This is a genomic window from Corynebacterium sp. HMSC064H12 (assembly GCF_001809925.1).
Lineage (GTDB): Bacteria > Actinomycetota > Actinomycetes > Mycobacteriales > Mycobacteriaceae > Corynebacterium > Corynebacterium jeikeium_D.
In genome coordinates, this window is record NZ_KV799352.1 from 227383 (window position 1) to 253789 (window position 26407).

The window sequence follows — 26407 nt, forward strand, 5'->3', positions numbered from 1 at the left end:
TCCTCGCTGCCAGTCTCCCCTCCCCGCTACCCACACCCAGGCATATCAAGCGACGGAAATTGTCAAATCTGGTTACGCTGGAACTATGCGTGTTGCCATGATGACCAAGGAATACCCTCCGGAGATTTACGGCGGAGCAGGTGTTCACGTAACTGAACTGACTCGTTTCATGCGCGGCCTCGACGGCGTTGACGTCGATGTGCACTGCATGGGTGCTCCTCGCGATGAGGCGGATGTATATGTCCACGGCGTTGACCCGGAGTTGAAGGATGCCAACGCCTCGATTAAGACGCTGTCCACGGGGTTGCGCATGGCAAATGCCGCCGCGGCAACCGACATTGATGTCGTCCACTCTCACACGTGGTACTCGGGCCTGGGCGGTCACCTCACTGGTCTGCTCAAGGGCATTCCGCATGTGGCAACCGCGCACTCACTGGAGCCGCACCGCCCATGGAAGCGCGAGCAGCTTGGCGGCGGTTACGACGTTTCCAGCTGGTCCGAGCGAAATGCTATGGAGTACGCAGACGCTGTCATTGCTGTTTCCGCGCGCATGAAGGACGCCATCCTGGATGCCTACCCGCGTATCTCCCCCGACAAGGTCCACGTTGTCCTGAACGGTATCGACACCGAGCTGTGGTACCCGCGCCCGACGTGGGAAGAGTCCAAGGAACAGAACGGCTGGTCTGTCCTGGAGGAGCTCGGCGTTGACCCGTCTCGCCCGATGGTCGCGTTCGTCGGCCGCATCACCCGTCAGAAGGGTGTCGCTCATTTGGTCAAGGCCGCATCGCTTTTCGACGACGGTGTGCAGCTCGTTCTGTGCGCCGGCGCTCCGGACACCCCGGAAATCGCGAAGGAGACTGAGCAGCTCGTCCATGACCTCCAGGAGAAGCGCGATGGCATTTTCTGGGTGCAGGACATGCTGCCGAAGGAGAAGATCCAGGAGATTCTGACGGCCGCGGATTCCTTCGTCTGCCCGTCCATCTACGAGCCGCTGGGCATCGTTAACCTCGAGGCTATGGCCTGTGGCACCGCCGTTGTCGCCTCTGATGTCGGCGGTATTCCGGAGGTTGTCGTCGATGGTGAAACCGGCACTCTGGTTCACTACGACGAGTCCGATCCGGAGGGCTTCGAACGAGGCATCGCTGCCGCTGTCAACAACATGGTCGCCGACCGCGACCGCGCTGCCAAGGTTGGCCAGGCGGGTAAGAAGCGCGCTGAAGATGTGTTTAGCTGGGAGAACATCGCTCAGCAGACCGTCGAGGTCTATAAGTCTTTGATGTAGCTGGCTGTCTGCGAGACGCCACGGATGCGCGGCGAACGGAGTCTCCTCATAAGGCCCATCGCTTCCGAGAAGGAAGCGGTGGGCCTTTTTTAGCCTTTTTACTAACCCCGTTCAGGACATTTACTTATGCCTTTGCCCACTTTCCTAAACCTAATTTAAGTTTTGGCTGAATTTATCATTCCTGGTCAATAGCATACTGAGTATGAGATTCACTAAGAAGGTGGCAGCAGTTGGTGCCGCCATTGCCATAGCGCTAGCGGGTGCAGTACCGCATCAGGCGCTCGCTACAGAAGTAGCCCCATCCCCTAGTACCGCTACCATCACCGAGCGTGGTCCCCTTGGACAGTCCGGTCGCTGGTTTACCGACGGTGACGGCCGTGCTTTCCTCACTCAGGGATCGAACATCGTCTACAAGCACGATCCTTACACCCCAGAGGCCGGAGGCTTTAACGAGGACGATGCTGACTGGCTCGTGCAGCAGGGCTTCGACTCCATGCGAGTCGGCATTATCTGGAAAGCAGTAGAGCCAAAGCCCGGCGAGTACAACGACGAATACCTGGATTCCATTGCCCGCACTATCTCCATGCTCACTGAGCGTGGAATCGCGGTCTTGGTCGATGCCCACCAGGACATGTACAACGAGAAGTTCGAAGGCGAATTTGCCCCGGATTGGGCTGTCATTGACGACGGGGTTCCCAGCCTCTTAAAGGTTGGCTTCCCCGCTAACCAGGCTCTCAATATCGGACTCATTAGGGCATACGACAACTTCCTGAATAACCGCGAAGGGCCAGGCGGCGTTGGGTTGCAGGAGCGTTACGCAGCCATGTGGGGCCATGTCGCCAAACGCCTTGGCGACATGCCGGGACTGATGGGCTACGACATCATAAATGAACCGTGGCCAGGCTCCGCATACCCACTGTGCTATCTGGCTCTCGGCGACTGCGGCCCGGCTAAGGAAAAGCTCGATGAACTGCACCAGAAGGCTGCCAATCAGATTGTCGACAAGGACCCGGACGCTATTGTCCACTACGAGCCCTACTCCATGTGGAACACCGGATTGAACACGAATCCGGCAGCCCCGGAGGTTCCTGAAACCGCTGGTACGGCCCTCAGCTGGCATGTCTACTGCACCACGAATGCCCTGTTCAACACCTACACGGGCTGTGACTTCTTCGATGGTCGTACCTTCGACAATGCGGAAATCGTCTCATCCGGTAACGGCTCGGCCACACTGCTGTCCGAGTTCGGTGCGACCGACGATGCCGATACCCTCAATGGCGTAATTTCGCTTGCCCGCCGCCACATGGTCGGCTGGCAGTACTGGTCCTACTGCGGATGCAACGACCCGACGACGCAGAACCAGAAGGAACAGGGCATGGTCTTCGACCCTACTGTTCCAGGACCTGTAGGTGCCGATGCCTTCAACCGCGACAAGATGACCATCCTCGCCGCTCCACACCTGCGAGCGGTCGCAGGCACCCCGCAAGCTACCGACTGGAACCGCGACACCCGTGTCTACCAGGCCAGCTGGAACAATAACCGCGTCGACGGCACCGGAGTTTTCGCACCTGGTTCCACCAGCGAGCTCGTTGTGCCCTCGATCAACTTCCCGAATGGGTTCACAGTGAATGTCGAAGGCGGTCACGCCACTGTCGCTGCCGATGGCCAGACCGTTCATATCGTCTCCACTGCTGACCAAGTGACAGTCACCATCCAGCCGAAGTAGAACCAACCGCTCGATTCACCAAATCGCGCCCTGTGGATTTTTCCGCAGGGCGTTTTTCTTGCCACGATTTCCTTACCCACAAGCCGATCGGACATCTAACAGACGACCCGCCCCAGCTTGGGCTACAAATATCGCGAATATAATGGCTTCCATGACCACTCACGAGAATTTTCCAACGGTCCGACACACAATTTTCCAAAACTCACTGATGTCCGCACTGCTCGATGGCATCTACGACGGCGAGATGACCATTGGCGAAATCCTTGGTCATGGAAACTTCGGCATCGGTACCTTCGACGGCCTCGATGGCGAAATGGTAATCCTCGACGGGGTCTGCTGGCAGGTGCGTCACGACGGCTCCGCAACCCGGGCCACCATGGATCAGCGCAGCCCCTACACGGTGGTGACCAACTTCGTTCCCCACACGGTGATGGATGCGCCGGAAAACCTAACTCGCAAGGAAATTAGTCCCATCATCGATTCCCTGGTGCCGAGCCAAAATTTTATGTACGCACTGCGGATTACCGGCGAATTTGAGTGGGTGAAGACTCGAACCGTCGTAAAGCAGGAAAAGCCGTATCAGAAGATGGTTGATGCGACGGAAGAAGACGCGTCGGTTGATTTCGAGAACCTGCGGGGCACGATTGCGGGCTTCCGCACGCCGGTGTACGAGAAGGGAATTTCGGTGCCCGGCTGTCACGTGCACTTCCTCGCGGAAGGCGGCACCGGCGGCGGGCATGTGCTGGACTTTAAGCTGCGCTCGGGCACTATCGAGTTGTGCCCGGGCACTGACCTGCAGCTTCGCCTTCCGCTAACGGCGGAATTCTCGGATGCTGACCTGGATCCGGAAGACCTGGACGAGCAGATTCACAAAACCGAGATCAAGGAGTAAACGCTAGTCTCCCGGGCGGCCAAGACGAGTGACGTAGGCACGGGCGGTGACGTGCATCTCTGCAGGTAGCGCCGCAATGCGTTCCTGCAGCACCTCCGGGTGAATATGGCGTGCCGACGGGCTCATACCGATCTGCGCGGCGATTGCACCCTGGTTGAGGTTCATACCGAACTCCACCAGCTCCGGGTCGCCAACAGGCACGAGGTGCCCCTCTGCCTGGGAAATCATGCGCTCGACCTTGCCGCGCTCGACATCGATGATGCCCAGTGGCTCACGAAGCTCGCCCAAATGACCAGTAGTGGCCGTCAGAACCACGACCTGGCCGCCCGGCTTGAGCACGCGAGCGAACTCCTCCGCGTTGCGAGGTGCGAAGACGACCGTAAGCGCATCGATGGAACCATCACGCAGCGGCAAACGCGCCCACGCATCGGCCACAACCGCACCGAGTCGCGGGTGACTCTTGGCCAGGTGCTTGGCGGCCGGCACAGACACATCAATGCCTACACCACGGGAATTGGGAATGCTGTCCAGCGTGTGTGCGAGGTAGTAACCAGTGCCCGCACCGACTTCGCAGATGACTGGGCTGGCGGCCTCGGACACGTTTGCGTCGTCAAGCACGTCCTGGACGTTACCTGTAACTGCCTCAACGAATGGAGCATAGTGGCCACCAGAGAGAAACTCCTCTCGAGCGGTAATCATCTTGGCGTCATCGCCGGTGTAGCGCAGACCAGCCCCACCGGCGAGCGTAACGTAACCCTGGCGGGCGACATCATAGCTATGTCCGGATTCGGACTTCAGAGTCATTCGTTCGGCATCACCAAACTTCAAATCAGTGCCATCGATGGGGTCAGCAAGCACATCAATGATGTCAGCTAGCACGTCGGTCACTCCTCAAACTGAGCTAGAAAAATAATTTTCACTATCTTAGCCCGTGACGAGCTCAGCCAAGTAACTCCAATGCGAGTTACTGACTACGTTTATGACAAAAATTGCCCGAAAACTGGCTTGAAAGTGTCATAAACTCCCACAGTTTCACATTTGCAGCCCGTACTTTTTGTTCATAACCCCTCCATTCGAGCCGTTATCACCTGAAGAAGAAAAGGCGACCTACACCACCTGTGTAGGTCGCCGCTGGGTCAAAACCGGACAGGCTCGCCTCTACCCGGCCTCTACCCGATACCCCACTACTCTGCTACTCCACTACTGCTACAAGCTCTGCACCGAGCTCCTTGGCTTCCTCCGGGGACAGTTCCACCACCAGGCGCCCACCACCATCTGCGGGGACGCGCATCACAATCTTCTTGCCCTCTTTAACTGCCTCCAGCGGACCATCACCGGTACGCGGCTTCATTGCTGCCATGTGAACTCCTTCGTTCTAAGACAATGTCGATGCAGGAGACGACCAGCCACCCCAGCTCGGCTGTGGTAGCCAGGAGATTGACAATCCCGGTTCAAGACCCCGGTCTAAGACCCCGGCTCAAGATCCCGGTTTAGAATCCCTGTCGGCATTTCGACTACTTCTCTTCATCATAGTCCTTTGTTTCACGCAGCGGCATGGGTGAAGCGCCTCAAACTACGCCCCTTACACCAGCCCACGCACCGGATGCAGTGGTGCAAAATCACCGGAAATAGCCAGAGTCATACGGCAGACATCAAGAGTTTCGGACACCTGATGCGAACGGAACACCGCAACACCGGCAGCTGCCGCATGGGCGGTCGCAGCCAAGGTGCCGGGCACACGCTGCTCGACCGGGCGGTCCAAAGTCTCACCGACGAAGTCCTTATTCGACAGCGCCATGAGCACCGGCCAGCCTGTAGCCACGAGCTCATGGCAGCGCCGCAGAAGTTCGAGGCCGTGGTAGGTGTTCTTGCCGAAGTCGTGGGTGGGATCGATGAGGATGCGGTCCTCCGGCACGCCAGCGTCCACTGCCCTCTGGGCGAGCTTGCCGGTTTCTGAGATGACATCGTCCACGACGTCGTCGTAACGCACGCGAACCGGATTGGTGCGTGGCAGTGCTCCACCGGTGTGCGAGCAGACGTAACCCATCCCGTGGGCGCCAGCGACTTCCAGCAGCTCCGGGTCATGGCCTGCCCAAGTGTCGTTGATGAGGTTGGCGCCAGCTTTGATGGCGGCTTCCCCGACTTCGGCGCGCCAGGTGTCGACGCTTATGTGCAGGTCAGGATAGCGCTCGCGAACCTTCGCGATGGTCGGCACCACGCGCTCGATTTCCTCGGCAACAGTTACTTCTGCACCGATACCGGCCTTGACGCCGCCGATGTCGACAATGCCCGCGCCTGCCGCAACAACTTCGTCGACGCGAGCAAGCGCAGCCTCCTCCGCAGCCGTCGCGCCACGGTCATAGAAGGAATCCGGGGTGCGATTGACGATGGCCATCACCGTCGGCACCGCGGAGTCCTGATAAAAACTCCGCACAGCGTCCTACCTTTCGCTGAAGCGACGGACTCGGCGGAGCTTTTCGGGAACGTCAGAGGTCGGCTCGCACTCTTCCATCAACTTTTCGTGCGCGGCCTCGATGTACTCGACCGCTTCTTCAATGGAGTCGGTGACCAGGAAAAGGTCCATATCAGTCGGAGAAATCAGCTCCATGGCCACCAGTTTCTCGCGCATCCAATCGACCAGCCCCGACCAGAACTCAGTGCCCAGCAGCACGATTGGGTGATTTTCCACCTTCTCGGTCTGCACCATCACCAGTGACTCAAAGAGTTCATCGAGCGTGCCGAATCCACCCGGCAGACAGATAAACGCCTGCGAGTACTTCAGGAACATGGTCTTGCGAACGAAGAAGTAGCGGAAGTTCATGCCCAGGTCGACCCAGTCATTCAAGTGCTGCTCGTGCGGCAGCTCAATGCCCAGCCCAATGGAAAGGCCGTCGGCGTCGTAACAGCCGCGGTTGGCGGCTTCCATGATGCCCGGGCCGCCACCAGTGATGGTCGCGTAACCCGCCTCCGCCAGTGCTTTGCCCAGGTCGAAGCCCCACTGGTAGTACGGGCTGTCCTCTGGCAAACGAGCCGAACCATACACCGTCACCGCCGGCGGAATCTCCGCCAACGCACCAAAGCCGTCAACGAATTCCGATTGAATGCGCAGCACACGCCAGGTGTCGTTGTGCAGCCAGTCCGTGTTCGGATTGTGTGACAACAGCCTGCGGTCGGTCGTAGACGCCTGCGGTTCGCCCGCCTGTCGGATTGCGATTGGGCCGCGGAGTGCGCGGCGCTTAGCTGGGGACGGAGTACGTACAGGTTTCATAACCTCACAATGTATGCCAGCAATGACATACGCGCACCCGCTCAGCGAGGGCAGGGTGTGACTCTAGGCTCACTCAGCCACCGGCGCGGTGGTCAAGTACCGCCGCAGGTCCTCCCACAGTGCCGTAATGCACTCGACCGGAATCTGCTCGTCCTTCTTGTGGCAGTACGCTGGGTCACCAGGGCCAAAGTTCACCGCAGGAATGCCGAGCTCCGAAAAACGCGCCACATCGGTCCACCCAAACTTGGGCTTTACGACGTCGCCTGCGACCGCAACCAACTCCTTCGCAGCAGCCGCATGCAGTCCCGGCAGTGCCCCAGGGCTCGCATCCTCGACATCGACGGTGAGGTCCTCGGCCGCAAACTCGTCGAGTCCCAGCACCTCGCGGAAGTGTGCCATGGCCTCATCGGCGCTGCGGTTGGGCGCGAATCGGAAGTTGACTCGCAGCACCGCCTCGTCGGGAAGCGTGTTGGTGGCAACCCCGGCCTCCAGCCAGACGACGTTGAGCCCTTCGCGGTAGGCCAAACCGTCGATATCCACAGTCTGCGGTTCATAGGCGGCAATGCGTGACAGCACCGGTGCTAACTTGTGCACGGCATTGTCGCCGAGCCATGCCCGAGCCGAGTGTGCACGTGTGCCGTGCGCGGTCAGACGCAGGCGAATAGAGCCCTGGCAGCCGGCTTCGATGACATTGCCGCTGGGCTCGCCCAGCAGAGCGACATCGCCAGCCAAAAGCTCCGGATGCGACTCACTCAAGTGCCGCAACCCGTTGAACTCCGCGGCGATTTCTTCGCATTCGTACATGATGAGTGTCAGGTCGCGCTGCAACTCCTGGCTTGCCGCCAGCGTCGCAAAAGCATGCAGGTAGACTGCGTCACCGCTTTTCATATCCACAGTTCCGCACCCAAAGAGTGTGTCTCGCCCCTGCGCGTCTACCCCACGCGTCGAGGGCACATTGTCCGCAGTCGGCACCGTATCCAGGTGTCCTGCCAAAATCACGCGCTGCGGCAACCCCCGATGGGTCCGCGCAATCACGTTGTTGTCAATGCGCAGGACCTCAATCGACTCATCTGCCTGCGCGACCTCACGCAATGCCGCCTCGACGGCATCCGCAATCGCGGTCTCATTGTGGGACACCGATTCGATGTCCACCAGTGCCGCCGTGAGGTCTACAGGATCTTGGAGCAGATTTAACTTCGATTTCACATCAATTAAGCGTACAAACCATTGTGCGCCAGCGAAACCAGAATTTTGTGATGAATATGCGCCGCACGACCATTGATCGCATCTCCATTGGCAGGCGCGCCACCGCCGAGGAACAGCGCCAGCTCATGCGGTTCGGCGGAGGTCACACCAATTCTCCCCTCCGCCGGGCGCTTGAGCCCATCAGCCACCTCAAAGACCAGGGTTTTCGCTCCTTCCGGGAGAGTTTGGGCAATGATTGCCTCCGGAGTTTCGCTTGCCGACGACCCCAGCGCCCGCTCCTCCCCTGCAGAATCGGTCGCCTCTCCGTTTCCGCCATCCTCCTCGACAACGCCCGCGCCGGGACCATAGACCACAGCTACACGGGAGCCATAGACCGCAATTACCGGACGCAGCTCATTCGTGCTGACAATCACCGTAGAACCGGCCAGCGGCTTACAGACGGCCGCGACAATCTTGGCCGTTGCATGTGGCAGCTGCACTGGGGTGGGATCGATGTCTCGTCGATAAGCAGGACGAAGCGTTTCGGCGACATCGCCCAGCTCATCGCGCTCCCACATCGGCAGGGCATCGATGCGTGCCTGCTGATCGCGGTTCTTGCGCTCCAGCAAAAGGCGGGCAATCATGCCACCGCCGAGCCCCACCGCGATGGCAACTGCGATAACCAGCACAAGACGGTTCGGCGCAATGAGCGCAACCACTGCGGCGATAGCCACACCGACTGCGCCAATTGGCATTGCTCGCGGCGGCAAAACGAAACCAAAGAAGCTGGCTACGGCAAGAATCCAAGCACTCAACAGTGCGAATCCGACATAGAAGACCACCGGCAGGGCCAGGACGAAGCCGAGTCCGAGCACACTGACAGCAATGATGAGGCTAACTAAGAACCACTGCTTCATTTTCTGTGTGCTTTCAAGGCCAGCTAGGGGCATAGTTCATCCTTCCGCGAAGATTCCTCTAAGGGATACTAATATTAAGAATCATGATTACATCTGGTGCTGTCGCTACGGGAATCGCCAACATCGCAATGGACGGTACAGTTCTCGATACTTGGTTTCCCGCACCTCAGTTAAGCGATGAGGTCGTAGAGTCGAGCACTCACCGGCTCGGCGCCGCTGATTTGACCCCGCAGCTGCTTCGTCAGGTGATTTTGGACGAGGATCGCCGCGTGGAGCAGGTGGCAGTGCGCACGTCTATTGAGGATTTGTCCAAGCCGGCTGTCGACCCGCACGATGCCTACCTGCGCCTGCATCTGCTCTCCCACCGCTTGGTCAAGCCGCACCAGCTCAACACCAAGGGGCTCTACGAGCTGCTCCATGTCGTGGCGTGGACCAACAAGGGGCCATGCCTGCCGGACAACTTCGAGCAACTGCGTACCCACTTGCGCGTCCGCGGCCTGATTCACGTCTACGCCATCGACCGCATGCCGCGCATGGTCGACTATGTGCTGCCCGCAGGTGTCCGCATTGCAGAGGCCGAGCGCGTGCGGTTGGGCGCTTATCTGGCACCGGGTACGTCAGTACTGCGCGAGGGATTTGTCTCGCTGAACTCGGGCACTCTGGGCCCATGCAAGATTGAGGGACGTCTATCCTCCGGTGTTGTCATTGGTGCGCACACGAAGGTGGGGCTGTCGGCCTCCATCATTGCCGCTCACGACGATTCCGGTCAGCGTAAGCCGCTCACGGTTGGCGAGCGCTGCCACATCGATATCGCGGCCGGCACCGTCGGCGTCAGCCTCGGTAATGACTGCATTATTGACCGAAGCATCCTCATTGCCCCCGATACGCCCATCGATGTCCCCGCGGAGAACCGCCGTATTCAGGCATGGGAAATCTCCGGCCGCAACAATATGCACTTCTACCATCACCCGGACCACTCGGCAGTGTGCGTCCGCCGCACGGAACGCCCGGGCAATGACGAAGGTGCCGCTACTTTCACTCAGCTTGCCGACGTGCCGGATGAGCTGGCCGGATAACCTACTTTAGGTGTCTTGAAGGCACATTAATGGGCCCCGAAACGGTGAATGGGGGTAAACCCGTAATACGGTTATTGCCCCTGTTATCAGCGAGGTAATGTTTGCGACATGACCGAATCGCAAATTACCTCCACCTCCGGCGAGACATCTCAGCTGGGCAAGGGGCTGCAGGTTCGACACCTGACCATGATGGGTCTTGGCTCCGCAATCGGTGCCGGTCTTTTCCTTGGTACGGGCGTCGGCATTAAGGCAGCTGGCCCGGGTGTTCTCATTTCCTATGTCATCGCTGGCTTCATTGTCGTCCTCGTCATGCAGATGCTCGGCGAGATGGCCGCTGCCCGCCCGACACCGGGTAGCTTCTCCACCTATGCTGAGATGGCCTTTGGTTCTTCGGCTGGCTTTGTCCTCGGCTGGCTCTACTGGTTCATGCTCATCATGGTGCTCGGCGCTGAAATTACCGGTGCCGGTGCCATCATGGGTGCGTGGTTCGGTATTCCGGGCTGGATTCCAGGCCTGATCTGTGTTGTCTTCTTCGCTGTAGTGAATTTGGCGAATGTGCGCGGTTTCGGCGAGTTTGAGTTCTGGTTCGCGTTCATCAAGGTCGCGGTGATTATCGCGTTCCTGGTCATTGGCGTTCTTCTTTTCTTCGGTCTGCTGCCAGGCACCAGCTTCGTCGGTACGACGCATATTGCCGAGTCCGGATTCCTCCCGAATGGCGTGTCCGGCATTGCCGCTGGTCTGTTGGCCGTGGCCTTCGCCTTCGGCGGTATCGAGATTGTCACAATTGCCGCTGCTGAGGCTGAAGATCCGCAGCGCTCCATCGCTGCTGCTGTCCGCTCGGTAATCTTCCGCATCTCTGTGTTCTACCTGGGCTGCGTGACCGTCATCATCCTGCTGTTGCCGTACTCCCAGATTGACGGCGCTGACTCCGCAGCTGAGTCGCCGTTCACCCAGGTTCTGAAGCAGGCGAACATTCCGGGTGCCGTTGGCTTCATGGAGGCCATTATCGTTCTGGCGCTGCTGTCCGCGTTCAACGCTCAGATTTACGCAACCTCTCGCCTGGTCTACTCGATGTCCACCCGCGGTGAGGCACCGCGCTTCTTCGCCCACACCAATGAGGGCGCAGTTCCGAACCGTGCGGTCATCATGTCGATGGTCTTCGCCTTCGTCTCCGTGGGCCTGCAGGTTGTCTTCGACGGCTCGAGTGTCCTGGTCTTCCTACTGAACGCTGTCGGCGGCTGCTTGCTGGTGATCTGGCTGGTCATCGCCCTGTCTGAGATTAAGCTGCGCCCGCAGATGGAGGCCAACAACGAGCTTTCCGTTCGCATGTGGGCCTACCCGGCACTGTCCTGGGTAGCGGTCATCCTGATTCTGGGCCTCGCTGTTGGCATGCTCACCGATTCTGGTGCTCGCCAGCAGGTTATCGCCGTTGTGTGTGTCACTGCGTTCCTCGCGGTGCTCGCTGCACTGACTAAGAAGAGCCGCACCGCGGCCCGCGAGGCTCTCGAGTCCAGCGATAGCAACTAGCCGTTAGCAACTGGCTGCAGGGTCTAACCACCCTGCTACCCCTATCCGAACACTTCCTTGCTACACATTTGCGGAACACTTTTCATAGATAGGGATATGCCGGTAGCCTGTTTTCCATGAAATTTGGAGCACAAGCTACCGGCATTGCCACTTTTAACAACGATACTGTTCTCGACGTCTGGTTCCCCGCCCCCAAGCTCATCGAAGAGGGCGTGGCAACCTCCACCACGACCGGAACCATCGACGCCGACGCACTGCCTGAAGATTTCACCTACCTCACAGATCTGGCCGTAGCCGATGCGGACCGCGGCACCACCCGCCATCTGGTCACAGCTACCATCGCTTCACTCGATGACGCACCAGTTGACACCATCGATGCCTACCTGCGCCTCCATTTGCTGTCCCACCGCCTGGCCACCCCCAACAGCATCAACCTGGACGGCATCTTCGGCAAGCTCAACAATGTGGTGTGGACGAATTTTGGCCCCTGTGCTGTCGAAGGCTTCGAGGTAACCCGAGCCAAGCTGTCGCGCCGCGGGCCTGTCACCGTCTACTCCATCGATAAATTCCCCCGCATGGTCGACTACGTCACTCCCACCGGAGTCCGCATCGGTGACGCTGACCGCGTACGCCTAGGCGCCCACCTCGCAGAGGGCACCACAGTCATGCACGAGGGCTTCGTCAACTTCAACGCAGGCACGCTTGGACACTCCATGGTGGAAGGCCGTATCTCTCAGGGGGTCGTCGTCGACGACGGCTCCGATATCGGCGGTGGTGCGTCCATCATGGGCACACTATCCGGTGGAGGTAAGGAAGTTGTGTCCGTCGGCAAGCGATGCCTACTCGGTGCGAACGCTGGACTCGGCATCTCGCTCGGCGATGACTGCGTACTCGAAGCCGGGCTCTACATCACTGCCGGCACCAAGTGCCACGTTGCCCTAGACGGTGTGAAGAAGACGCTCAAGGCCCGCGAGCTCTCGGGCGGATCGAATATGCTCTTCCGCCGCAACTCGCTCTCTGGTGCAGTCGAGGTTGTGCCGTGGGCTGCCGAAAAGGTGAAGCTCAGCGCGGAGCTGCACGCTAACTAAGGGGTCGTCGGCACGTCTGCCGGGGCCGCGATAGTCCGCGCGCTCCGGTAGGCACGTCGCTCACCAGTGACGGGGTCGACAAAGGCCAGCGCGGTCGCCGTCAATCGCAACTGCGGCGTGTACTTTGGCACTCCACTCGCGCTTGCCGACGGCCCCTGCGCCCCCGCTTCCCGGCCATAGGTATCCTCACCGAGGATGGGATAGCCTAGCCAGTCCATCGTCGCCCGCAGCTGATGCGTGCGGCCCGTATGGGGCTGTAGCCGCCAGTGCCCCACCTGCATGCGGCTGCCGCAATGCCCACAACCACAGCCGACTGCGTGCAGCGGAATGCTGGTGCTGGTCGCACCACCGCCATGGCTGTTCGCCAGCACATCGCCGATGTCCGCGGCTACTCGGCCGAGGAAGGTCACGGTTGTGCGTGCGAGCTTGAACTTGGGATTCTTCGCGGCAGCGCGAGCGAAATCGTCGGTCTCCACGACTTTTACTCCGCGCCCCGCCGGGTTGGGATCGAGCAGAAGCGTGACATCCCTGGTTTCCCCCACATGCCAATCATCGGGCATCACGGTGAGGCATTCGTATTCTTTGGTGATTTCCTGGTTTTGGAAAAGCTGCTGGTAGCGCGCACGGGTAGCCGGATTCCGGGAAAGCAACAGCAGCCCACTGGTCAGAAGATCCAGGCGGTGAACGGCCACTATCTCCGGTTCCCCGAGACTACGTCGCAGTCGCTCCTGCACGGTATTGGCCACGATGCGGCCATTGGGAGTCGCCGGCAGAAAAGGTGGCTTGTCTACGACCAGAAACTCATCGGTGTCGGCCACGATTGCCGGCTCAAAGGGGATGTACTCCTCGCGCTCGTGAGCGGCGGCATCGACTTGCGCTGCCTGACGGTTCTTCTCAAGGCCCCACCACGCATCTCGATTGCCTGCGGCACGTCCCACGGCACACTCCCTTTTTCATGATTTGGTCTATGCCGATGTCGGCACCGTTTGCAGCATTCGGCCTACGCGGGCCAGCACATCTGGCCGGGGCTAGCCGCGAATACGCGCCGCCGCCACTTCGATGTCGTTGAGCGTTGCTGTGAGCCCCACCCGCACGTGCTGCGCACCCTTGGGGCCGTAGAAGCTACCCGGCGCGACCAAAATGCCGCGTTCGGCCAGCCAATCAACGGTCTGCCAGCAGTCTTCCCCGCGCGTAGCCCACAGATAGAGCCCGCCCTCGGAGTCATCGATACGAAAACCTGCGGCTACCAGTGCATCATGCAGAATCTCACGGCGGTCACAGTATCGCTGCTTTTGTTCGGCCTCGTGGGAGTCGTCGTTAAGCGCGGCGATCGTGGCGTGCTGGATGGGTCCCGGCATCATCAGCCCCATGTGACGGCGCACGGAAACCAGCTCGGCGATGAGGTCCGCGTCGCCAGCGAACCAGCCGGTGCGGTACGACGCCATGTTCGACGTCTTGGACAGCGAGTGAATAGCCAGCAGGTTGGTGAAATCACCGTCGCACACTCGCGGGTCGAGAATACTGACTGGCTGTTCAGTCCAACCGAGCCCCAGGTAGCACTCGTCAGAGGCGACAACGACGTCCCGAGCACGCGCCCACTCAACCACCTTGCGCAGGTGTTCAACACCGAGGACCTTGCCGTTGGGGTTGCCCGGGGAATTGATGAACATCAGCGTCGGCGAGGCGGGGCCGATTTGCGTCAGCGAGTCCGCACGCAGCAGCTCAGCGCCTGCGATGCGAACGCCGACCTCGTAGGTGGGATATGCCAGCTCGGGGATGACGACGGTGTGCCCCGCGCCTACGCCGAGGAGGAAGGGAAGCCAGCCAATCGCTTCCTTGGTGCCGATGACCGGAAGCACATTGCCGCCATTGACCGCTGACTCCAGTCCCGTCACGCCGTAGCGCCGCGCCATCGCTGCAACAATCGCAGCACGTAGCTCAGGCGTGCCGACGGTCTGAGGGTAACCCGGTGCGGCAGCACCTTCGGTAAGGCCCTTCCGAATTATCGGAGCGACTTCATCGACCGGTGTGCCGACCGAGAGATTGACCATACCCTCTTCATGCGCAGCCGCAGTGGCTTTCGCCTGCGTGAGAGAATCCCACGGAAACTGAGGCAAAAGAGAACCGGGAGTTACGCGCTTACGGGCAGCTGACATGGGCGGTGATGAAGTCCTTCCCGGGAAAAGAAATAGGTTTAATCATCTGTGGTTTTATTCTTCTGCCTGCGGCGGCAGAGCTGCCACGAATGGCACATCGAAGTCCTGGGGGCCGAGCTTGGCGGCACCACCCGGGGAACCCAACTCATCGAACCAGTCGACATTCGCATCGATGAATTCAACCCACTCATCCGGAACATCGTCCTCGTAGAAGATGGCCTCGACTGGGCAGACCGGTTCACAAGCGCCACAGTCCACGCACTCATCAGGATGAATGTAGAGCATGCGCTTGCCCTCGTAAATGCAGTCAACCGGGCACTCTTCAACACAGGCACGGTCGAGGACGTCAACACATGGCTGGGCAATGATGTAAGTCATGGTTTTAGGTTTAAGAACCTTTCTCACAAGATATGGGATGAGGCTTTCGCTATCTGTCGATTATGCCGTTCCGACGAGAAACAGAGCAAAATAGACAGAGCGGTATATTCAGATTGGAGTCTACACCCAACGTGGGTGTTGTTTTCAACTGGCTCCAGAAAGAGCCACATTGATGCGGGCCTGCCCTGTATCAATTCCTCACCGTCTCCTGCAGTATCCGCTGCGGTTTTCGCTAGAGTGCCCGCAGATGGCGCAGTGGCCAGGCACCGCCCAGCACACCGCAAACAAGCAGCAGCACTGTTCGCAACCACTGCCCCATTGCCAAGTCCCCACCGAAGGGCAGCACTGCCCACAGCAGAATGCCTGCAAAGCCCAGCACCCAGATGACAGTCGGAATTGCAGCTTTGGAGCGATCGCGTGTCCACAGCAACGCTGTGTTGGTGATAATCAGATTGGCAATATAGGCCAGCGGAATGGTCCACGGCAACGGAATAGCAACCGAGCCGATGGTAATCCACACTCCGAGGAAAACTACTTCAATCACCAACGCTGCCAACGCAGCCAGCGACAGCCAGACTAGCGCTACTGTGACCTCCCCCTGATGGAAGTTCTCGCGTGGCTGCGAACGTTCCGGGTCACCCCAATAGCGCTCATCCCCGAATGTGCGCTTTTCAATACTCAAGCGCTCGTTCTTCAACTTTCCGCCAGCAGCGTTAATCAAGTCTTCGCTTTCGTGAGGCTGAGGGTTACTCATCGTCCGCACTCCCCTCCGCTTCCAGATCCACGCTCGGTACAGAGTCGACGCTCGCTACCGGCTCTGGCGGTAATTGGATATTCACCAGCTCCCCCAGCTCTTCCAGGGACGCAGCGGTCGCCGTACCAAAACGGTATGCCTCAGTCGGTGTCACCGGCTGACACAGCAAATTGGAAAACGCCCAGACGGCTCGCGCACGACCAGAGCCATCGGTCTGCCCATAGACAGCATCCGGATTAACCTCGCTGACGGAACCATCGGCGAACCACACCTGCGTCGCATGCGCGCGCATGGCCTCAACCTTGGCAGCCACAGCGGCGTCATCCAGCTGAACCTCGAAATGGCCAGTCACGGTGGCGAAGTCGTCGACATCGCACGACTGCCAGCTCTCCGGTACCACGGTAATGGCATCCAGCCCCGCCGCCATTGCCTCACGATCGGTGACCGCCCACAGCGTCGGAAAGCGATTTCCGCACGCCGCGACAGTGATATCGTGCGCACGAATGTGGTCCGGATGCCCATAGCCACCATCGGCGTCGTAGGTAATGACCAGGTCTGGCTGCAGCTCATCGAGGATGGTGCGAAGCTGGGCGACCGCCTCATCACCTGAGTTCACGAAGGCACGCGGATGCTCATTGCCCTTGTCACCGGCCATCCCGGAGTCACGCCAACGTCCAGCGCCGCCGAGGAACCGCGGCGCGTTATCAGGACCGTTGGCGCCTAACGCACGCAGCGCCGAGCGCAACTCGGCGACGCGGAAACCGCCCAACTGGTCGGCTTCATCAGCAACTAGCCCCTGGTACGGCGCACCGATGACCTCTCCCAGCTCGCCCATCGTGCAGGTCACTACGCTTACCGACGCTCCGGAACGCGCGGCAGCCGCAATCAAACCACCTGTCCAAATGGACTCGTCATCTGGATGTGCGTGAACAAAAAGTAACTTCACGGACTTTCTTACTTCCCCTTGTTCTCCTGGTCGATGTTATCGCGGCCATCTTGGTTCTGACCCGAACCGTCCTGCTCTGTATCTTCGCGCGGATTATCTCTCGTCTGAGAATTCTCAGACGATTCTCGAGCCCCACTCTGTGTCGAGACACGGCGAACCTCGCCCAGAACACCGAGGCGGCCCAACACTGGGTCATCGGTCCACTGCGAAGAGTCCCTCCTCCCGGTAATTGTAATTTCCGGGCTGACCACCGTCAGCAAGCCGTCTTTCACCAAGGTCAGCTCGATACTGTGGCCAGCAATGATATCGGCGAGTTCAGCGGGCAACGCAGAACTGTCGGGAGCGAGCAGCTCATCAATCTGTGGGTCACAAAGACCGGAGAGATTCTCGCTCCGAGCAGCCGATTTCGGAGCAACTGGTACTCCATTTAGGTCAGCCGGCTCCGCTGAGGTAGAAGATTTGGACTGTTCAGATGGTGTTGTCCCGTCCAACGAGCCCTGCTCTTCAGCACTCTTTTCCCGATCTCCACTTGGCGCAGGCCTTGTCGAACTATCGACGAGCTCAGAATCAGACTCGGACTCAGACTCAGCAGCCGACTCTGCGCCCGCTTCGTCCAGGTCCTTCGGCGGCAGCGAACTGACCGAGCCTTCCGTACACACATAGCGTTCCCGGGCCGCCTGGACAGAATTGGGCTGCTCTGCCCATGCCACCACGGCATCGACAGTTCCGTAGGGCAACGAAGACCGCAGCATGTCCGCCGGAGAATACGAAACAACGGTGGCGGGGATACCAGCTGCAGTCAACTGGTCAGCGACCGCAAAAGCCGCAGCGCGTGCCGCTATACCGTCGCTGATGATGCCAATTCGTAGCGGATTGTCCTCAGTAAAACCAGCCTGTGGTGTCTCGAATCGCTCCTGGTCACCACCGTCACCAGAACCACCCGCAATTCGGCGCCCGGTGGCCACCTCTGAGACCTCTGCAACGTTGATGGTGCTCAGAATGGCCCGGCGGACGGATTCGTCGGCAAGCCTGCTCGACGCGAGATTGGTACTGAAAACCAGTTCCCGGTTCGGCTCATGGAAGAACTCAGCAACACCGGGGACCAGACCGTACGTCAGCTCAGAGGTCTCCGTCGGACGGACCTGCACGGCATGGATCTGCTTCGAACGCAGTTGCTCCGCACCATCGATGGCACTACGCATGGCACGCAGCGTAATAACCTCCGAGGCTGCTGGCTGCTCACCCCAGTAGCGGTCATTTCGAACCAGTCGAATGATGTTGCGGCCGACATCCATCGACTCGACGGTGTACTGCCCACCGGAGGCCGGGAAACGGCTGGCCAGCCCTTCGGAAAAACCATCAGTGTTCGACCGCATCAAATGCGCTGGCAAGAGATGTGCAAACAGGCGCTGCCAATGCGTAATCGGCTGAGTGAACGTCACGTCAATCTGACGGCCACCATCGGAGACATCAATGGATTTAATCAGCTCATAAGTCGCCGTATCCAGCGATCCTGGCGTGGACGTGACTTGGGAAAATAGGTAGCGGAAGTCCTCGCCACTGATTGGCGTGCCATCGCTCCACTGCGCCCCTTTTCGAATGCGGTAGCGGACATGCTCTGCCGCTACCGTCGGATCCGTGATGTCAACATCGGCCGCTTTTCCGTTTCCAGCTCCGTTTCTGGCGTCACCGTCTTTGCTGTCATCACTCTCGATGACCTGCACGGAATCCAGCAAGTCGGAGTTGAGCAGCCACTGGGGAGCTCCTGCCGAGCGAGCGTTGGCAGCGTTATCCACCACTCCGGGAGCTTGCGCGGAGGCACTAGCGTCACCAGCCTCGCCCTCTACCGGCGCAGGGGTGAAAACACTAGGCAGTGTCAGTCGCGCTACCAGGCTGGTCACCGGGGAGACGTCGGCAAGCAAATGCGGATTGAAGCCTTCGACAAACTCGTCGACACCGACCGTGACTTCACGCATCTTTTTAGCCTGGTCAGCGGTGTCTTCCTGCTGCACCGGCACTTCCTGCTGCCCGGGCACAGTCGGAGCGTCCGACGGGCGAGCCATGCACGAAGACGCCAAAGCCGCCGTCACGCAGAGTGTCGATGCTACGAAAAATCGACGAGAAGCTGCGTGACGACGGCTGCGAATAAACATATCCACGAGATTACTCGACACCTGGCCGAGTCAGTTACCCCGAGACTGGTTTTCAGGTGGCCCAGTCCCCTAGCAACCCGAATTACTTCTTATTCATGGCCTTCGCGCGGGAACGAGCGCGAGCGCGATCGGTGGCGCTGAGGATCTGCTTGCGTACGCGAATGCCCTCCGGGGTGACCTCAACACATTCGTCAGCGCCACAGAACTCCATAGCCTCATCGAGGGAAAGCTTGTGCGCCTTCTCCAGAGTCACGGTCGCATCAGCCGAGGCTGCGCGCATATTGGTCAGCTTCTTTTCCTTGGTGATGTTGATGTCCATGTCCTCATCACGCGGATTCTGGCCAACGACCATGCCCTCGTAAGCCTGGTCACCCGGCTCGACGAAGAAGGTACCGCGGTCAGAAAGCTGAATCAGCGCGTAAGCGGTGATCTGGCCAGTACGGTCAGCGACCAACGATCCTGTCGGACGATCCTTAATCTCGCCTGCCCACTCGCCGTAACCGGCCGAGTAGTGATTGGCGATACCGGTGCCCTTGGTCTCCGTCATGAAAGTAGTGCGGAAGCCAATCAGACCGCGGGACGGAATGAGGAACTCCATGCGCACCCAACCGGTGCCCTGGTTACCCATCTGCTCCATGCGCCCCTTACGAGCCGCCATCAGCTGAGTGACAGCACCCAGGTGCTCTTCTGGAACATCGATGGTCAGGTGCTCGTACGGCTCCTGAACCTTGCCGTCGACGGTCTTGGTAACAACCTGCGGCTTACCGACGGTCAGCTCAAAGCCCTCACGACGCATAGTTTCAACCAGAACGGACAGCGCCATTTCACCACGGCCCTGCACCTCCCAGGCATCCGGGCGCTCGGTCGGCAGCACGCGCAGTGAGACGTTACCAATCAGCTCCTGGTCCAGGCGGGCCTTGACCATACGAGCAGTCAGCTTATCGCCACCACCCTGGCCTGCCAGTGGCGAGGTGTTCACACCGATGGTCATGGAAATAGCCGGCTCATCGACCAGGATGCGCGGCAGCGGGTCCGGGTGCTCGACATCACAGAGAGAGTCACCGATCATGACCTCGTCGATACCGGAGATAGCGGCGATGTCACCTGCAATGGCCTCTTCAGCAGGAACGCGGGTCACGCCGACGGTACGCAGCAGCTCTGCAACCTTCGCGTTCTTGACATGCTCATTGCCCTCGGAATCGTAGTGAATCCACGAAATCTGCTGTCCCTTGCGGATACGGCCCTTGTGGATACGAATCAGACCAATTCGACCAAGGAAGGAGCTGGAGTCCAGGTTGGTCACCTGCGCCTGCAGCGGGGCATCGATCTCAGCGGACGGCTCCGGGAGCACCTCGGTGATGACGTCGAACAGCGGCTGCAGGTTCTCGGACTCCGGCAGGTTGCCGTTACCCGGGTTCTCGGTCGAAGCCTTACCGGCACGACCAGAGGCATAGAGAACCGGCAGCTCAAGGTTGCGCTCAGCGACCTCTGCAGCTTCCGGGTCTTCCAGGGTGGAGGCTAGCTCTAGCAGCAGATCCTGTGCTTCCTCGACAACCTCGTCGATACGCGCATCTGGGCGGTCAGTCTTATTGACCACAATAATCACCGGCATGCAGGCAGCAAGCGCCTTGCCCAGGACGAAGCGGGTCTGCGGCAGCGGACCTTCAGAGGAGTCGATCAACAGCACGACGCCGTCAACCATGGACAGTGCGCGCTCCACCTCGCCACCAAAGTCGGCGTGACCAGGGGTGTCAATGACGTTGATGATGAGGTCTTCGCCGTTCTTGCCCTCACCTTTTCGGCGAATAGCGGTGTTCTTCGCCAAGATGGTGATGCCCTTTTCCTTTTCAAGGTCACCAGAGTCCATCACTCGGTCTGCAACTTCTTCGTGGTCGCTGAAAACGCCGGACTGCTCCAGCATGGCGTTCACGAGAGTGGTCTTGCCATGGTCGACGTGTGCGACAATGGCGACATTACGGAACTCGGTATCGCTCACAGGCGGATAGCTCCTAACAAGCTAAGAGGACTAAAAGAAAAAGATACGGCCTTGCTCTAAAGGACTGTCTTTACGACTGCCTTTAACGCCCCGCATCAACGCGTAATAAAGCGTTCTACAGTGTACTCCTTCTTAATGCCCCTGCACATCTGGCAGAGATTCTCGCAACCCCGAGCACCTATCCGTCATGCAAAGTGGCACTGCCGCGCCACCCTTAGGGATAAATTACCCCCTTACTGCACCCCCGCTTTACCGACAGCCATAACGGCATATCCGCCAGCGCCACAACGCTTCACGACGGCAATCTCTCAGCCCACCATGTGATAGATGTGACCAAATGCCATAGTTGTAACCCCACGGGATGAGACTTGACTTCACCCGCTTACACACTGCGAAACACCATTAACCCCATACATACACATTTCGCCTCAATTTTCACAATCATCTCGTTCTACATCAAAAATCACTCTAATTAACTTGCGACACACGGGAATCCGTGCGTTAATCTCCTGAGAAGATTCTGAACATTTCTTTTTCAAATCTTTCCATTTCACGTTGGAGTCGTTCTAAGATGAGCAACGATTCCGAAATTTTGATTCCGACTCCAATAGCCCACGAATGAGAGGTTCTTCACCGTGGTTTCGACTGGACGCTCCTTCCTGCGCCGTGCCGCAGCGACCTTGGGTGCAGCTGCAATTCTCACTGCGGGCATGACTCCCGCCGCTTCTGCTTCCCCGTCGCTGGACTCCCTGAACATCGCTTCGCCGAATCTCTACGGCAACGCGCGCGACATCATTAACTCCCCAGGCGTTCCTGAGGAAATTTCCAGCGCACTGAACAAGGGAATTGACTTCCTGACTGGTGAGGGCGAGGGCGAGCCGGGCTTCAAGGTTCCGGAAGGTGCCCCGAAGACCAACCAGTTCCTGCTGCCTACTGTTGCCGACAAGTGCATCGGCGGCGAAGGTCGTTCCTTCGGCCTGGCCACTACCGTTCCGGGCCCGGCAGACCTGCCTCTGCCAGGTGTTCCAGAAAACCAGCTTGGCTTCATTTTCACTGGCCTGGGCACCAAGCAGCTGGCTAAGCAGCAGGACACAGAGATGAATGTCTACTGGGTCAACGTTGCTAACGGCAAGTACGGCAAGACCACCCTGGAGAACAACGGCATCAACGCCGAGGAGGGCCCGGGCGCTGTCAACGGCACCGCTGACACGGGCAAGGGCGTGGTCATCGCTGTCATGCAGGGCGGTATCACCACTCAGGAAGAGCCTGGTCCGACCAACTGCAGCTACACTCCGACCGCCGGTGTCTTCCCGGTCGGCCTGAACTAAGTTTTTCTAGTTCTCCCCTAGCCCTTTTTGCATCACGTATGCAGAAAGGGCTTTTCTATGCCCAAAAAGGCAACCCCTACACGTTAAGGTATTCGCATGTCCACTTCACCGGCCACTTCGGCTTCGACCGCGGCAGCTCCTGCACTCTCCCCAATTCGCTCGAGTCAGGACACACATCCTCCGAAAGTCGAGACCTTTGACCTACGTGAAATGGTCAACACCGACCCCAAGGGCTTTCGGCGCAATGTCGACGAGTTCCGAACTCTCACTCCCAGCCGCCTTTATATGCGCCGTGGGATGGATCATCCAAAGTTTGGATATCTTGAGTCATTCCTGCTTGCCGACGAGGGGTTGCGCATCAGCATTTATCACTTCCGCCCGGGCGTGAAGGTGGAACACCAACGCTACGTCGATATTGTCAGCATCGACCGGACTGATCCGCAGTGCTGGCGTATGACCGATTTGTATCTCGACATCCTGCAGGCACCGACCGATCCTGAGGCCATAGCTCCCCTACCTGTCGATGCGACCACACAGATTCGCGTTGAAGATGTCGACGAGCTCGTCGCGGCCCACACTCAAGGGCTGATTAGCGATGAACTCACCGAATTCGCTATCGAGACCACGCTGACTGCACGCGCCGCAATCGCTGCACACGGTGACAACATTGATACGTGGATGCAGACTTTGAACCTCGATGCGACGTGGGCTGATGCTGTTGAGCTTTCGCCCGCAACCTAAAATGACCACCTCAACAAGGAGTACCGCCCGTGTTCGATAACTTAACCGGCCCCATTCCTCCCGCCGGCCCTGATAGCAATGCGATCATCAAAGCCGTCCGAGCAGCATTTACCTCCTACTTTGAAGAGTCCAAACCCGGCGAAGCCCAGCTGACCTTCCTTGGCTCTGCGCCACTGAAGATGCTGCGCTTCGGACCTGACACAGACCGGATTGTCACCTATGCAACACTCGGCTGCAGTGCCGAGGCGATGCAGGATCCGTCCGCAATGGTGGTGGACACCAACTCTGGCCCGCGCGCCGAGCTCATCTTGCCTATTCGTGGTGGACTGGACGAAGTCATCCGCCCGCTGGGTATTCTTGCCGCTTCCCCAAGCATCGAAGGCCTCATCCTCACCGAGGGGGCACTAATCGACTTCGGCCAGCCACTGTGGGATCAGTCGCGCTTCACCGGTTTTGTGCTGCTCAAGGCAGAAATCCCGCCGGTCGCGATAGAGGAAACCGAAGTCACAATCTTCCAGCCGGTCCCCGCCACGACCAACGAATTTGCCCTTGCTCGCGCTAAGGGCGTTGACGAACTGCGTCGCGTGTGGGAAACCCAAGGTGTCGACTTCACCGACCCGCACCGCACCAGCGCTGTATAAAAGTTAGCTTTTGTGGTGGTTGCCGGTTATCTGCTCGTCGGCAAGCGATAAGTTCAACCTAGCAGTGACGTTTCGCGCCGCGACAGCGTGGTTTAGAGTATGGAATTATGGCAGTCAATTCGGCTAAAGACGTTCCTTTCCATGCGGCGCAGTCCTTTAGGTGGTGGCGGCTCGCGGTATATGTTTACGTCCCAGCGCTAATCCTCACCGTGGTCAGTTCCCTATTGAAATGGGACGCGACTGTTACGGAAGCGGCAAAGGCCAACAACATCGAGGTTTCTGCTGCGCAGACCAGCTTGGCCGTGAGCTTCGCGTTCGCGATTATCGCGCAGACGGCAACGGCGATTGCGTGCTGGTGGCTTGCCGGCAAACTCCTTGAAGGATCGACTGCAGCGCGCACGGTGCTGTCCGTGGCGGCGGCAGTTTTTGTCATTAATGCATCAATGACGCTGGTCGGAACGATTTCCCAGGTACGCTCCGGAGACTCGTCGGTGCTCGGTTTGATTACAGCTGGCCTGCTGATCGTTGCCTCTATCATCGCCGCAACTGCAACCGCCCAGTCCTACCGCGGCGAGCGTAACCAGAAGTTCTTTGTGACGACGTAGGCAGCTCTTAGAGGTTTGGGGCGGGACGGGGATGCCTTCCAGGGCCTCCACCGTCCGCTTTAGGTCGGCGTACATTTTAGGTATGCGCACTAATACTGAGAGCGCCAGAAAGATTCTGAATGGTCTCGCGTCCACCCAGTCCCAGCGCGAGGAACTGTACAAGTATTTCCACCAGCACCCTGAGCTTTCCATGCAGGAGCACAGCACTGCGGACCGGATTATTCAGGAGCTCGAATCTTCGGGTATTTCCACACATCGCGTCGGAGGCACCGGCGTCGTTGCCATTATTGAGAACGGTGCCGGGCCGATTGTGGCTATGCGCGCAGACATTGATGCGCTACCGGTGAAGGAGACTTCCGGCAAAGACTACGCCTCCACGGCAACGCAGATTGATGAAAAGACCGGCACAGAGGTCCCCGTCGCCCACGCTTGTGGGCACGACTTCCACCTGATGTCTTTGCTCACAGCGCTGCAGGCTTTCAACGAAAACCTTGATCAGTGGTCTGGCACATTCATCGGTATTTTCCAACCCGCTGAAGAAACCGCCGAAGGTGCACGCGCAATGCTGGCGGCAGATCTGGAGAGGGCTATTCCGCGTCCCGACGTTTATCTCGGTCAACACGTACTAGCTAGCTTGCCCGGCGGTTATGTGGGAACTCGCCGCGGGCCAGTTCTCTCCTCTGCATTCTCGGTCAAAGTCACTGTGCACGGTAATGGCTCCCATGGATCCATGCCGGAGCTCAGTGTCGATCCCGTTGTCTTGGCATCCACCATTGTGATGCGCCTTCAGACCATTGTCTCGCGTGAGGTAGCGGCCACCGAGACCGCAGTGGTGACCGTTGGTGCGATTCAAGCGGGAACTAAGTCCAACATCATTCCTGACTCCGCAGAGCTGCTCATCAACACTCGTGCCTACAACAGCGCCGTGACCGAACACCTCAAAGAGGCAATCGAGCGCATTGTACGAGCAGAGTGCGTTGCTGCCCGCAGCCCTCAAGACCCGCAGTTCACTTACTACGACCGCTATCCCCTCACGAATAATGACGGGGATGCCACGAATACTGTGCGTGAGGCATTCGACGCGTACTTCGGTGAAGAAGTCTCCGACTTGGACGCAGTGCCCGCCTCTGAAGATTTCTCAATCATCCCCGATGCGCTTGGCGTGCCATATACGTACTGGGGGCTCGGCGGTTTCGCGGATGAGAGCAGCGCTGTTGGCAACCACAACCCAGCTTTCGCCCCTGACCTCCAACCCACTCTTGACCGGGGAGCAGAGGCAATCGTTGTAGCGGCCTGTGCTTGGTTGGCGAAATGAGGGTGTGATCAGCGAGGCTGATGCGTGCGGCTGCTGGCGAGCTGGTGGATGGTGTAGTGCCGGACTCGTGCGGGGCTCGTGCGGGACTCGTGCGGTGCTCGTGCGGGACGGCCGAAAAACCGGGGGTTAAGAGAAAAGTAGACCCCGGTGCACGCCGATTGGACACGCTTCTTGCTACTTAACGCAAAATTTACGGGCTGCAAATGTGAAACTGTGTGAGTTTATGACACTTTGAAGCCGTTTTTCGGGCCATTTCTGTCATAAACGCAGTCAGTAACTCGCATCGCCCCACCGCCGCCGACCATAAACGCAGTCACTAGCGCGCGTTGGGGTTAAGAGACAAATTCTGAGTGATGTGGCAGCATGAAAAAGCCCCCGCCATTTCAGCGAGGGCTTAGAGTTTGCGCTGGTGATTAGCGCTTCTGTGCGTCTG

At 59.0% G+C, this 26407-nt stretch carries 24 protein-coding genes; 11 read left to right on the plus strand and 13 right to left on the minus strand.

What is annotated here, in order from left to right; all coding sequences use genetic code 11:
• The first annotated feature begins 85 nt into the window (after positions 1–85).
• The 3 genes from glgA to budA all read left to right on the plus strand — a co-directional run bounded on the left by glgA (position 86) and on the right by budA (position 3900).
• Complete coding sequence (gene glgA, locus HMPREF2681_RS08660) at positions 86–1282, plus strand: glycogen synthase (protein WP_070546826.1); 1197 nt, start codon at positions 86–88, stop codon at positions 1280–1282.
• Positions 1283–1484: 202 nt separating this feature from the next.
• A complete protein-coding gene (locus HMPREF2681_RS08665; protein WP_070546829.1) occupies positions 1485–3008 on the plus strand; it encodes a glycoside hydrolase family 5 protein in 1524 nt (507 codons plus the stop codon).
• A 142-nt stretch (positions 3009–3150) separates the two neighbouring features.
• Positions 3151–3900, plus strand: a complete 750-nt coding sequence (budA, locus tag HMPREF2681_RS08670) for an acetolactate decarboxylase (RefSeq protein WP_082149769.1) — start codon at positions 3151–3153, stop codon at positions 3898–3900.
• Positions 3901–3903: 3 nt separating this feature from the next.
• Here the strand turns inward: budA and HMPREF2681_RS08675 are convergent, their stop codons facing one another.
• The 6 genes from HMPREF2681_RS08675 to HMPREF2681_RS08700 form a co-directional block, all read right to left on the minus strand.
• Entirely contained in the window at positions 3904–4779 is an 876-nt protein-coding gene (locus HMPREF2681_RS08675; protein WP_048732862.1) for a methyltransferase domain-containing protein, read from the minus strand.
• 313 nt (positions 4780–5092) lie between these two features.
• The gene (locus HMPREF2681_RS08680; RefSeq protein WP_005509573.1) at positions 5093–5260 is read right to left on the minus strand and encodes a DUF3117 domain-containing protein; all 168 of its coding nucleotides are present in this window, start codon (positions 5258–5260) and stop codon (positions 5093–5095) included.
• Between the two features lie 222 nt (positions 5261–5482).
• The gene (gene folP, locus HMPREF2681_RS08685; protein WP_070546831.1) at positions 5483–6295 is read right to left on the minus strand and encodes a dihydropteroate synthase; all 813 of its coding nucleotides are present in this window, start codon (positions 6293–6295) and stop codon (positions 5483–5485) included.
• 45 nt (positions 6296–6340) lie between these two features.
• Entirely contained in the window at positions 6341–7168 is an 828-nt protein-coding gene (locus HMPREF2681_RS08690) for an LOG family protein (RefSeq protein ID WP_048732866.1), read from the minus strand.
• Positions 7169–7237: 69 nt separating this feature from the next.
• Entirely contained in the window at positions 7238–8374 is a 1137-nt protein-coding gene (dapE, locus tag HMPREF2681_RS08695; RefSeq protein WP_070546834.1) for a succinyl-diaminopimelate desuccinylase, read from the minus strand.
• A gap of 5 nt (positions 8375–8379) precedes the next feature.
• On the minus strand, positions 8380–9270 hold the full coding sequence (locus tag HMPREF2681_RS08700) for a hypothetical protein (RefSeq protein WP_246822719.1): 891 nt from the start codon (positions 9268–9270) through the stop codon (positions 8380–8382).
• 83 nt (positions 9271–9353) lie between these two features.
• Here HMPREF2681_RS08700 and HMPREF2681_RS08705 point away from each other — a divergent pair, with 83 nt between their 5' ends.
• The 3 genes from HMPREF2681_RS08705 (at position 9354) to dapD (ending at position 12961) form a co-directional block, all read left to right on the plus strand.
• Entirely contained in the window at positions 9354–10346 is a 993-nt protein-coding gene (locus tag HMPREF2681_RS08705; protein WP_038628339.1) for a 2,3,4,5-tetrahydropyridine-2,6-dicarboxylate N-succinyltransferase, read from the plus strand.
• Between the two features lie 123 nt (positions 10347–10469).
• Positions 10470–11873 (plus strand): amino acid permease, encoded by a 1404-nt coding sequence (locus HMPREF2681_RS08710; protein WP_172954637.1) that lies wholly within the window; start codon positions 10470–10472, stop codon positions 11871–11873.
• A 116-nt stretch (positions 11874–11989) separates the two neighbouring features.
• Positions 11990–12961, plus strand: a complete 972-nt coding sequence (dapD, locus tag HMPREF2681_RS08715; protein ID WP_049190052.1) for a 2,3,4,5-tetrahydropyridine-2,6-dicarboxylate N-succinyltransferase — start codon at positions 11990–11992, stop codon at positions 12959–12961.
• On the opposite strand, the gene HMPREF2681_RS08720 is transcribed toward dapD, so the two are convergent.
• The 7 genes from HMPREF2681_RS08720 to typA all read right to left on the minus strand — a co-directional run bounded on the left by HMPREF2681_RS08720 (position 12958) and on the right by typA (position 21344).
• Positions 12958–13899 (minus strand): pseudouridine synthase, encoded by a 942-nt coding sequence (locus HMPREF2681_RS08720; protein WP_069358851.1) that lies wholly within the window; start codon positions 13897–13899, stop codon positions 12958–12960. The genes dapD and HMPREF2681_RS08720 overlap by 4 nt on opposite strands.
• A gap of 90 nt (positions 13900–13989) precedes the next feature.
• Positions 13990–15117, minus strand: coding sequence for a succinyldiaminopimelate transaminase (gene dapC / locus HMPREF2681_RS08725; protein ID WP_069358852.1), 1128 nt, complete (start codon positions 15115–15117; stop codon positions 13990–13992).
• Positions 15118–15171: 54 nt separating this feature from the next.
• Entirely contained in the window at positions 15172–15495 is a 324-nt protein-coding gene (fdxA, locus tag HMPREF2681_RS08730; protein ID WP_069358853.1) for a ferredoxin, read from the minus strand.
• 232 nt (positions 15496–15727) lie between these two features.
• Positions 15728–16249: a hypothetical protein gene (locus HMPREF2681_RS08735; RefSeq protein WP_069358854.1), complete on the minus strand. Its 522-nt coding sequence runs from the start codon at positions 16247–16249 to the stop codon at positions 15728–15730.
• Positions 16242–17195 carry an N-acetyl-1-D-myo-inositol-2-amino-2-deoxy-alpha-D-glucopyranoside deacetylase gene (gene mshB, locus HMPREF2681_RS08740; protein WP_069358855.1) on the minus strand — a complete coding sequence of 318 codons (954 nt, stop codon included), beginning with the start codon at positions 17193–17195 and terminating at the stop codon, positions 16242–16244. Before mshB ends, HMPREF2681_RS08735 begins: the two co-directional genes overlap by 8 nt.
• A gap of 8 nt (positions 17196–17203) precedes the next feature.
• Positions 17204–19348: an ABC transporter family substrate-binding protein gene (locus HMPREF2681_RS08745; RefSeq protein WP_069358856.1), complete on the minus strand. Its 2145-nt coding sequence runs from the start codon at positions 19346–19348 to the stop codon at positions 17204–17206.
• Positions 19349–19430: 82 nt separating this feature from the next.
• Positions 19431–21344 (minus strand): translational GTPase TypA, encoded by a 1914-nt coding sequence (gene typA / locus HMPREF2681_RS08750; RefSeq protein WP_070429521.1) that lies wholly within the window; start codon positions 21342–21344, stop codon positions 19431–19433.
• Between the two features lie 635 nt (positions 21345–21979).
• On the opposite strand from typA, the gene HMPREF2681_RS08755 reads away from it, so the two are divergent.
• From HMPREF2681_RS08755 to HMPREF2681_RS08775, 5 genes are all read left to right on the plus strand, one after another.
• On the plus strand, positions 21980–22672 hold the full coding sequence (locus tag HMPREF2681_RS08755) for an Rv1157c family protein (RefSeq protein WP_016422388.1): 693 nt from the start codon (positions 21980–21982) through the stop codon (positions 22670–22672).
• A 96-nt stretch (positions 22673–22768) separates the two neighbouring features.
• Positions 22769–23413: a ribonuclease FAU-1 family protein gene (locus HMPREF2681_RS08760; RefSeq protein WP_069358857.1), complete on the plus strand. Its 645-nt coding sequence runs from the start codon at positions 22769–22771 to the stop codon at positions 23411–23413.
• A gap of 29 nt (positions 23414–23442) precedes the next feature.
• Positions 23443–24054: a suppressor of fused domain protein gene (locus HMPREF2681_RS08765; protein WP_069358858.1), complete on the plus strand. Its 612-nt coding sequence runs from the start codon at positions 23443–23445 to the stop codon at positions 24052–24054.
• 107 nt (positions 24055–24161) lie between these two features.
• On the plus strand, positions 24162–24659 hold the full coding sequence (locus HMPREF2681_RS08770; RefSeq protein WP_069358859.1) for a hypothetical protein: 498 nt from the start codon (positions 24162–24164) through the stop codon (positions 24657–24659).
• 82 nt (positions 24660–24741) lie between these two features.
• Entirely contained in the window at positions 24742–25974 is a 1233-nt protein-coding gene (locus tag HMPREF2681_RS08775; RefSeq protein WP_070546840.1) for an amidohydrolase, read from the plus strand.
• Positions 25975–26407: the final 433 nt, after the last annotated feature.

Bases quoted from the DNA above. Each gene is read 5' to 3' on its own strand.
- glgA (WP_070546826.1), top strand. From the start codon at position 86: ATGCGTGTTGCCATGATGACCAAGGAATACCCTCCGGAGATTTACGGC.
- HMPREF2681_RS08665 (WP_070546829.1), top strand. From the start codon at position 1,485: ATGAGATTCACTAAGAAGGTGGCAGCAGTTGGTGCCGCCATTGCCATA.
- budA (WP_082149769.1), top strand. From the start codon at position 3,151: ATGGCTTCCATGACCACTCACGAGAATTTTCCAACGGTCCGACACACA.
- HMPREF2681_RS08680 (WP_005509573.1), bottom strand. From the start codon at position 5,260: ATGGCAGCAATGAAGCCGCGTACCGGTGATGGTCCGCTGGAGGCAGTT.
- folP (WP_070546831.1), bottom strand. From the start codon at position 6,295: ATGGCCATCGTCAATCGCACCCCGGATTCCTTCTATGACCGTGGCGCG.
- HMPREF2681_RS08690 (WP_048732866.1), bottom strand. From the start codon at position 7,168: ATGAAACCTGTACGTACTCCGTCCCCAGCTAAGCGCCGCGCACTCCGC.
- HMPREF2681_RS08700 (WP_246822719.1), bottom strand. From the start codon at position 9,270: ATGAAGCAGTGGTTCTTAGTTAGCCTCATCATTGCTGTCAGTGTGCTC.
- HMPREF2681_RS08705 (WP_038628339.1), top strand. From the start codon at position 9,354: ATGATTACATCTGGTGCTGTCGCTACGGGAATCGCCAACATCGCAATG.
- dapD (WP_049190052.1), top strand. From the start codon at position 11,990: ATGAAATTTGGAGCACAAGCTACCGGCATTGCCACTTTTAACAACGAT.
- dapC (WP_069358852.1), bottom strand. From the start codon at position 15,117: ATGTCAGCTGCCCGTAAGCGCGTAACTCCCGGTTCTCTTTTGCCTCAG.
- fdxA (WP_069358853.1), bottom strand. From the start codon at position 15,495: ATGACTTACATCATTGCCCAGCCATGTGTTGACGTCCTCGACCGTGCC.
- HMPREF2681_RS08735 (WP_069358854.1), bottom strand. From the start codon at position 16,249: ATGAGTAACCCTCAGCCTCACGAAAGCGAAGACTTGATTAACGCTGCT.
- HMPREF2681_RS08745 (WP_069358856.1), bottom strand. From the start codon at position 19,348: ATGTTTATTCGCAGCCGTCGTCACGCAGCTTCTCGTCGATTTTTCGTA.
- HMPREF2681_RS08760 (WP_069358857.1), top strand. From the start codon at position 22,769: ATGTCCACTTCACCGGCCACTTCGGCTTCGACCGCGGCAGCTCCTGCA.
- HMPREF2681_RS08770 (WP_069358859.1), top strand. From the start codon at position 24,162: ATGGCAGTCAATTCGGCTAAAGACGTTCCTTTCCATGCGGCGCAGTCC.
- HMPREF2681_RS08775 (WP_070546840.1), top strand. From the start codon at position 24,742: ATGCGCACTAATACTGAGAGCGCCAGAAAGATTCTGAATGGTCTCGCG.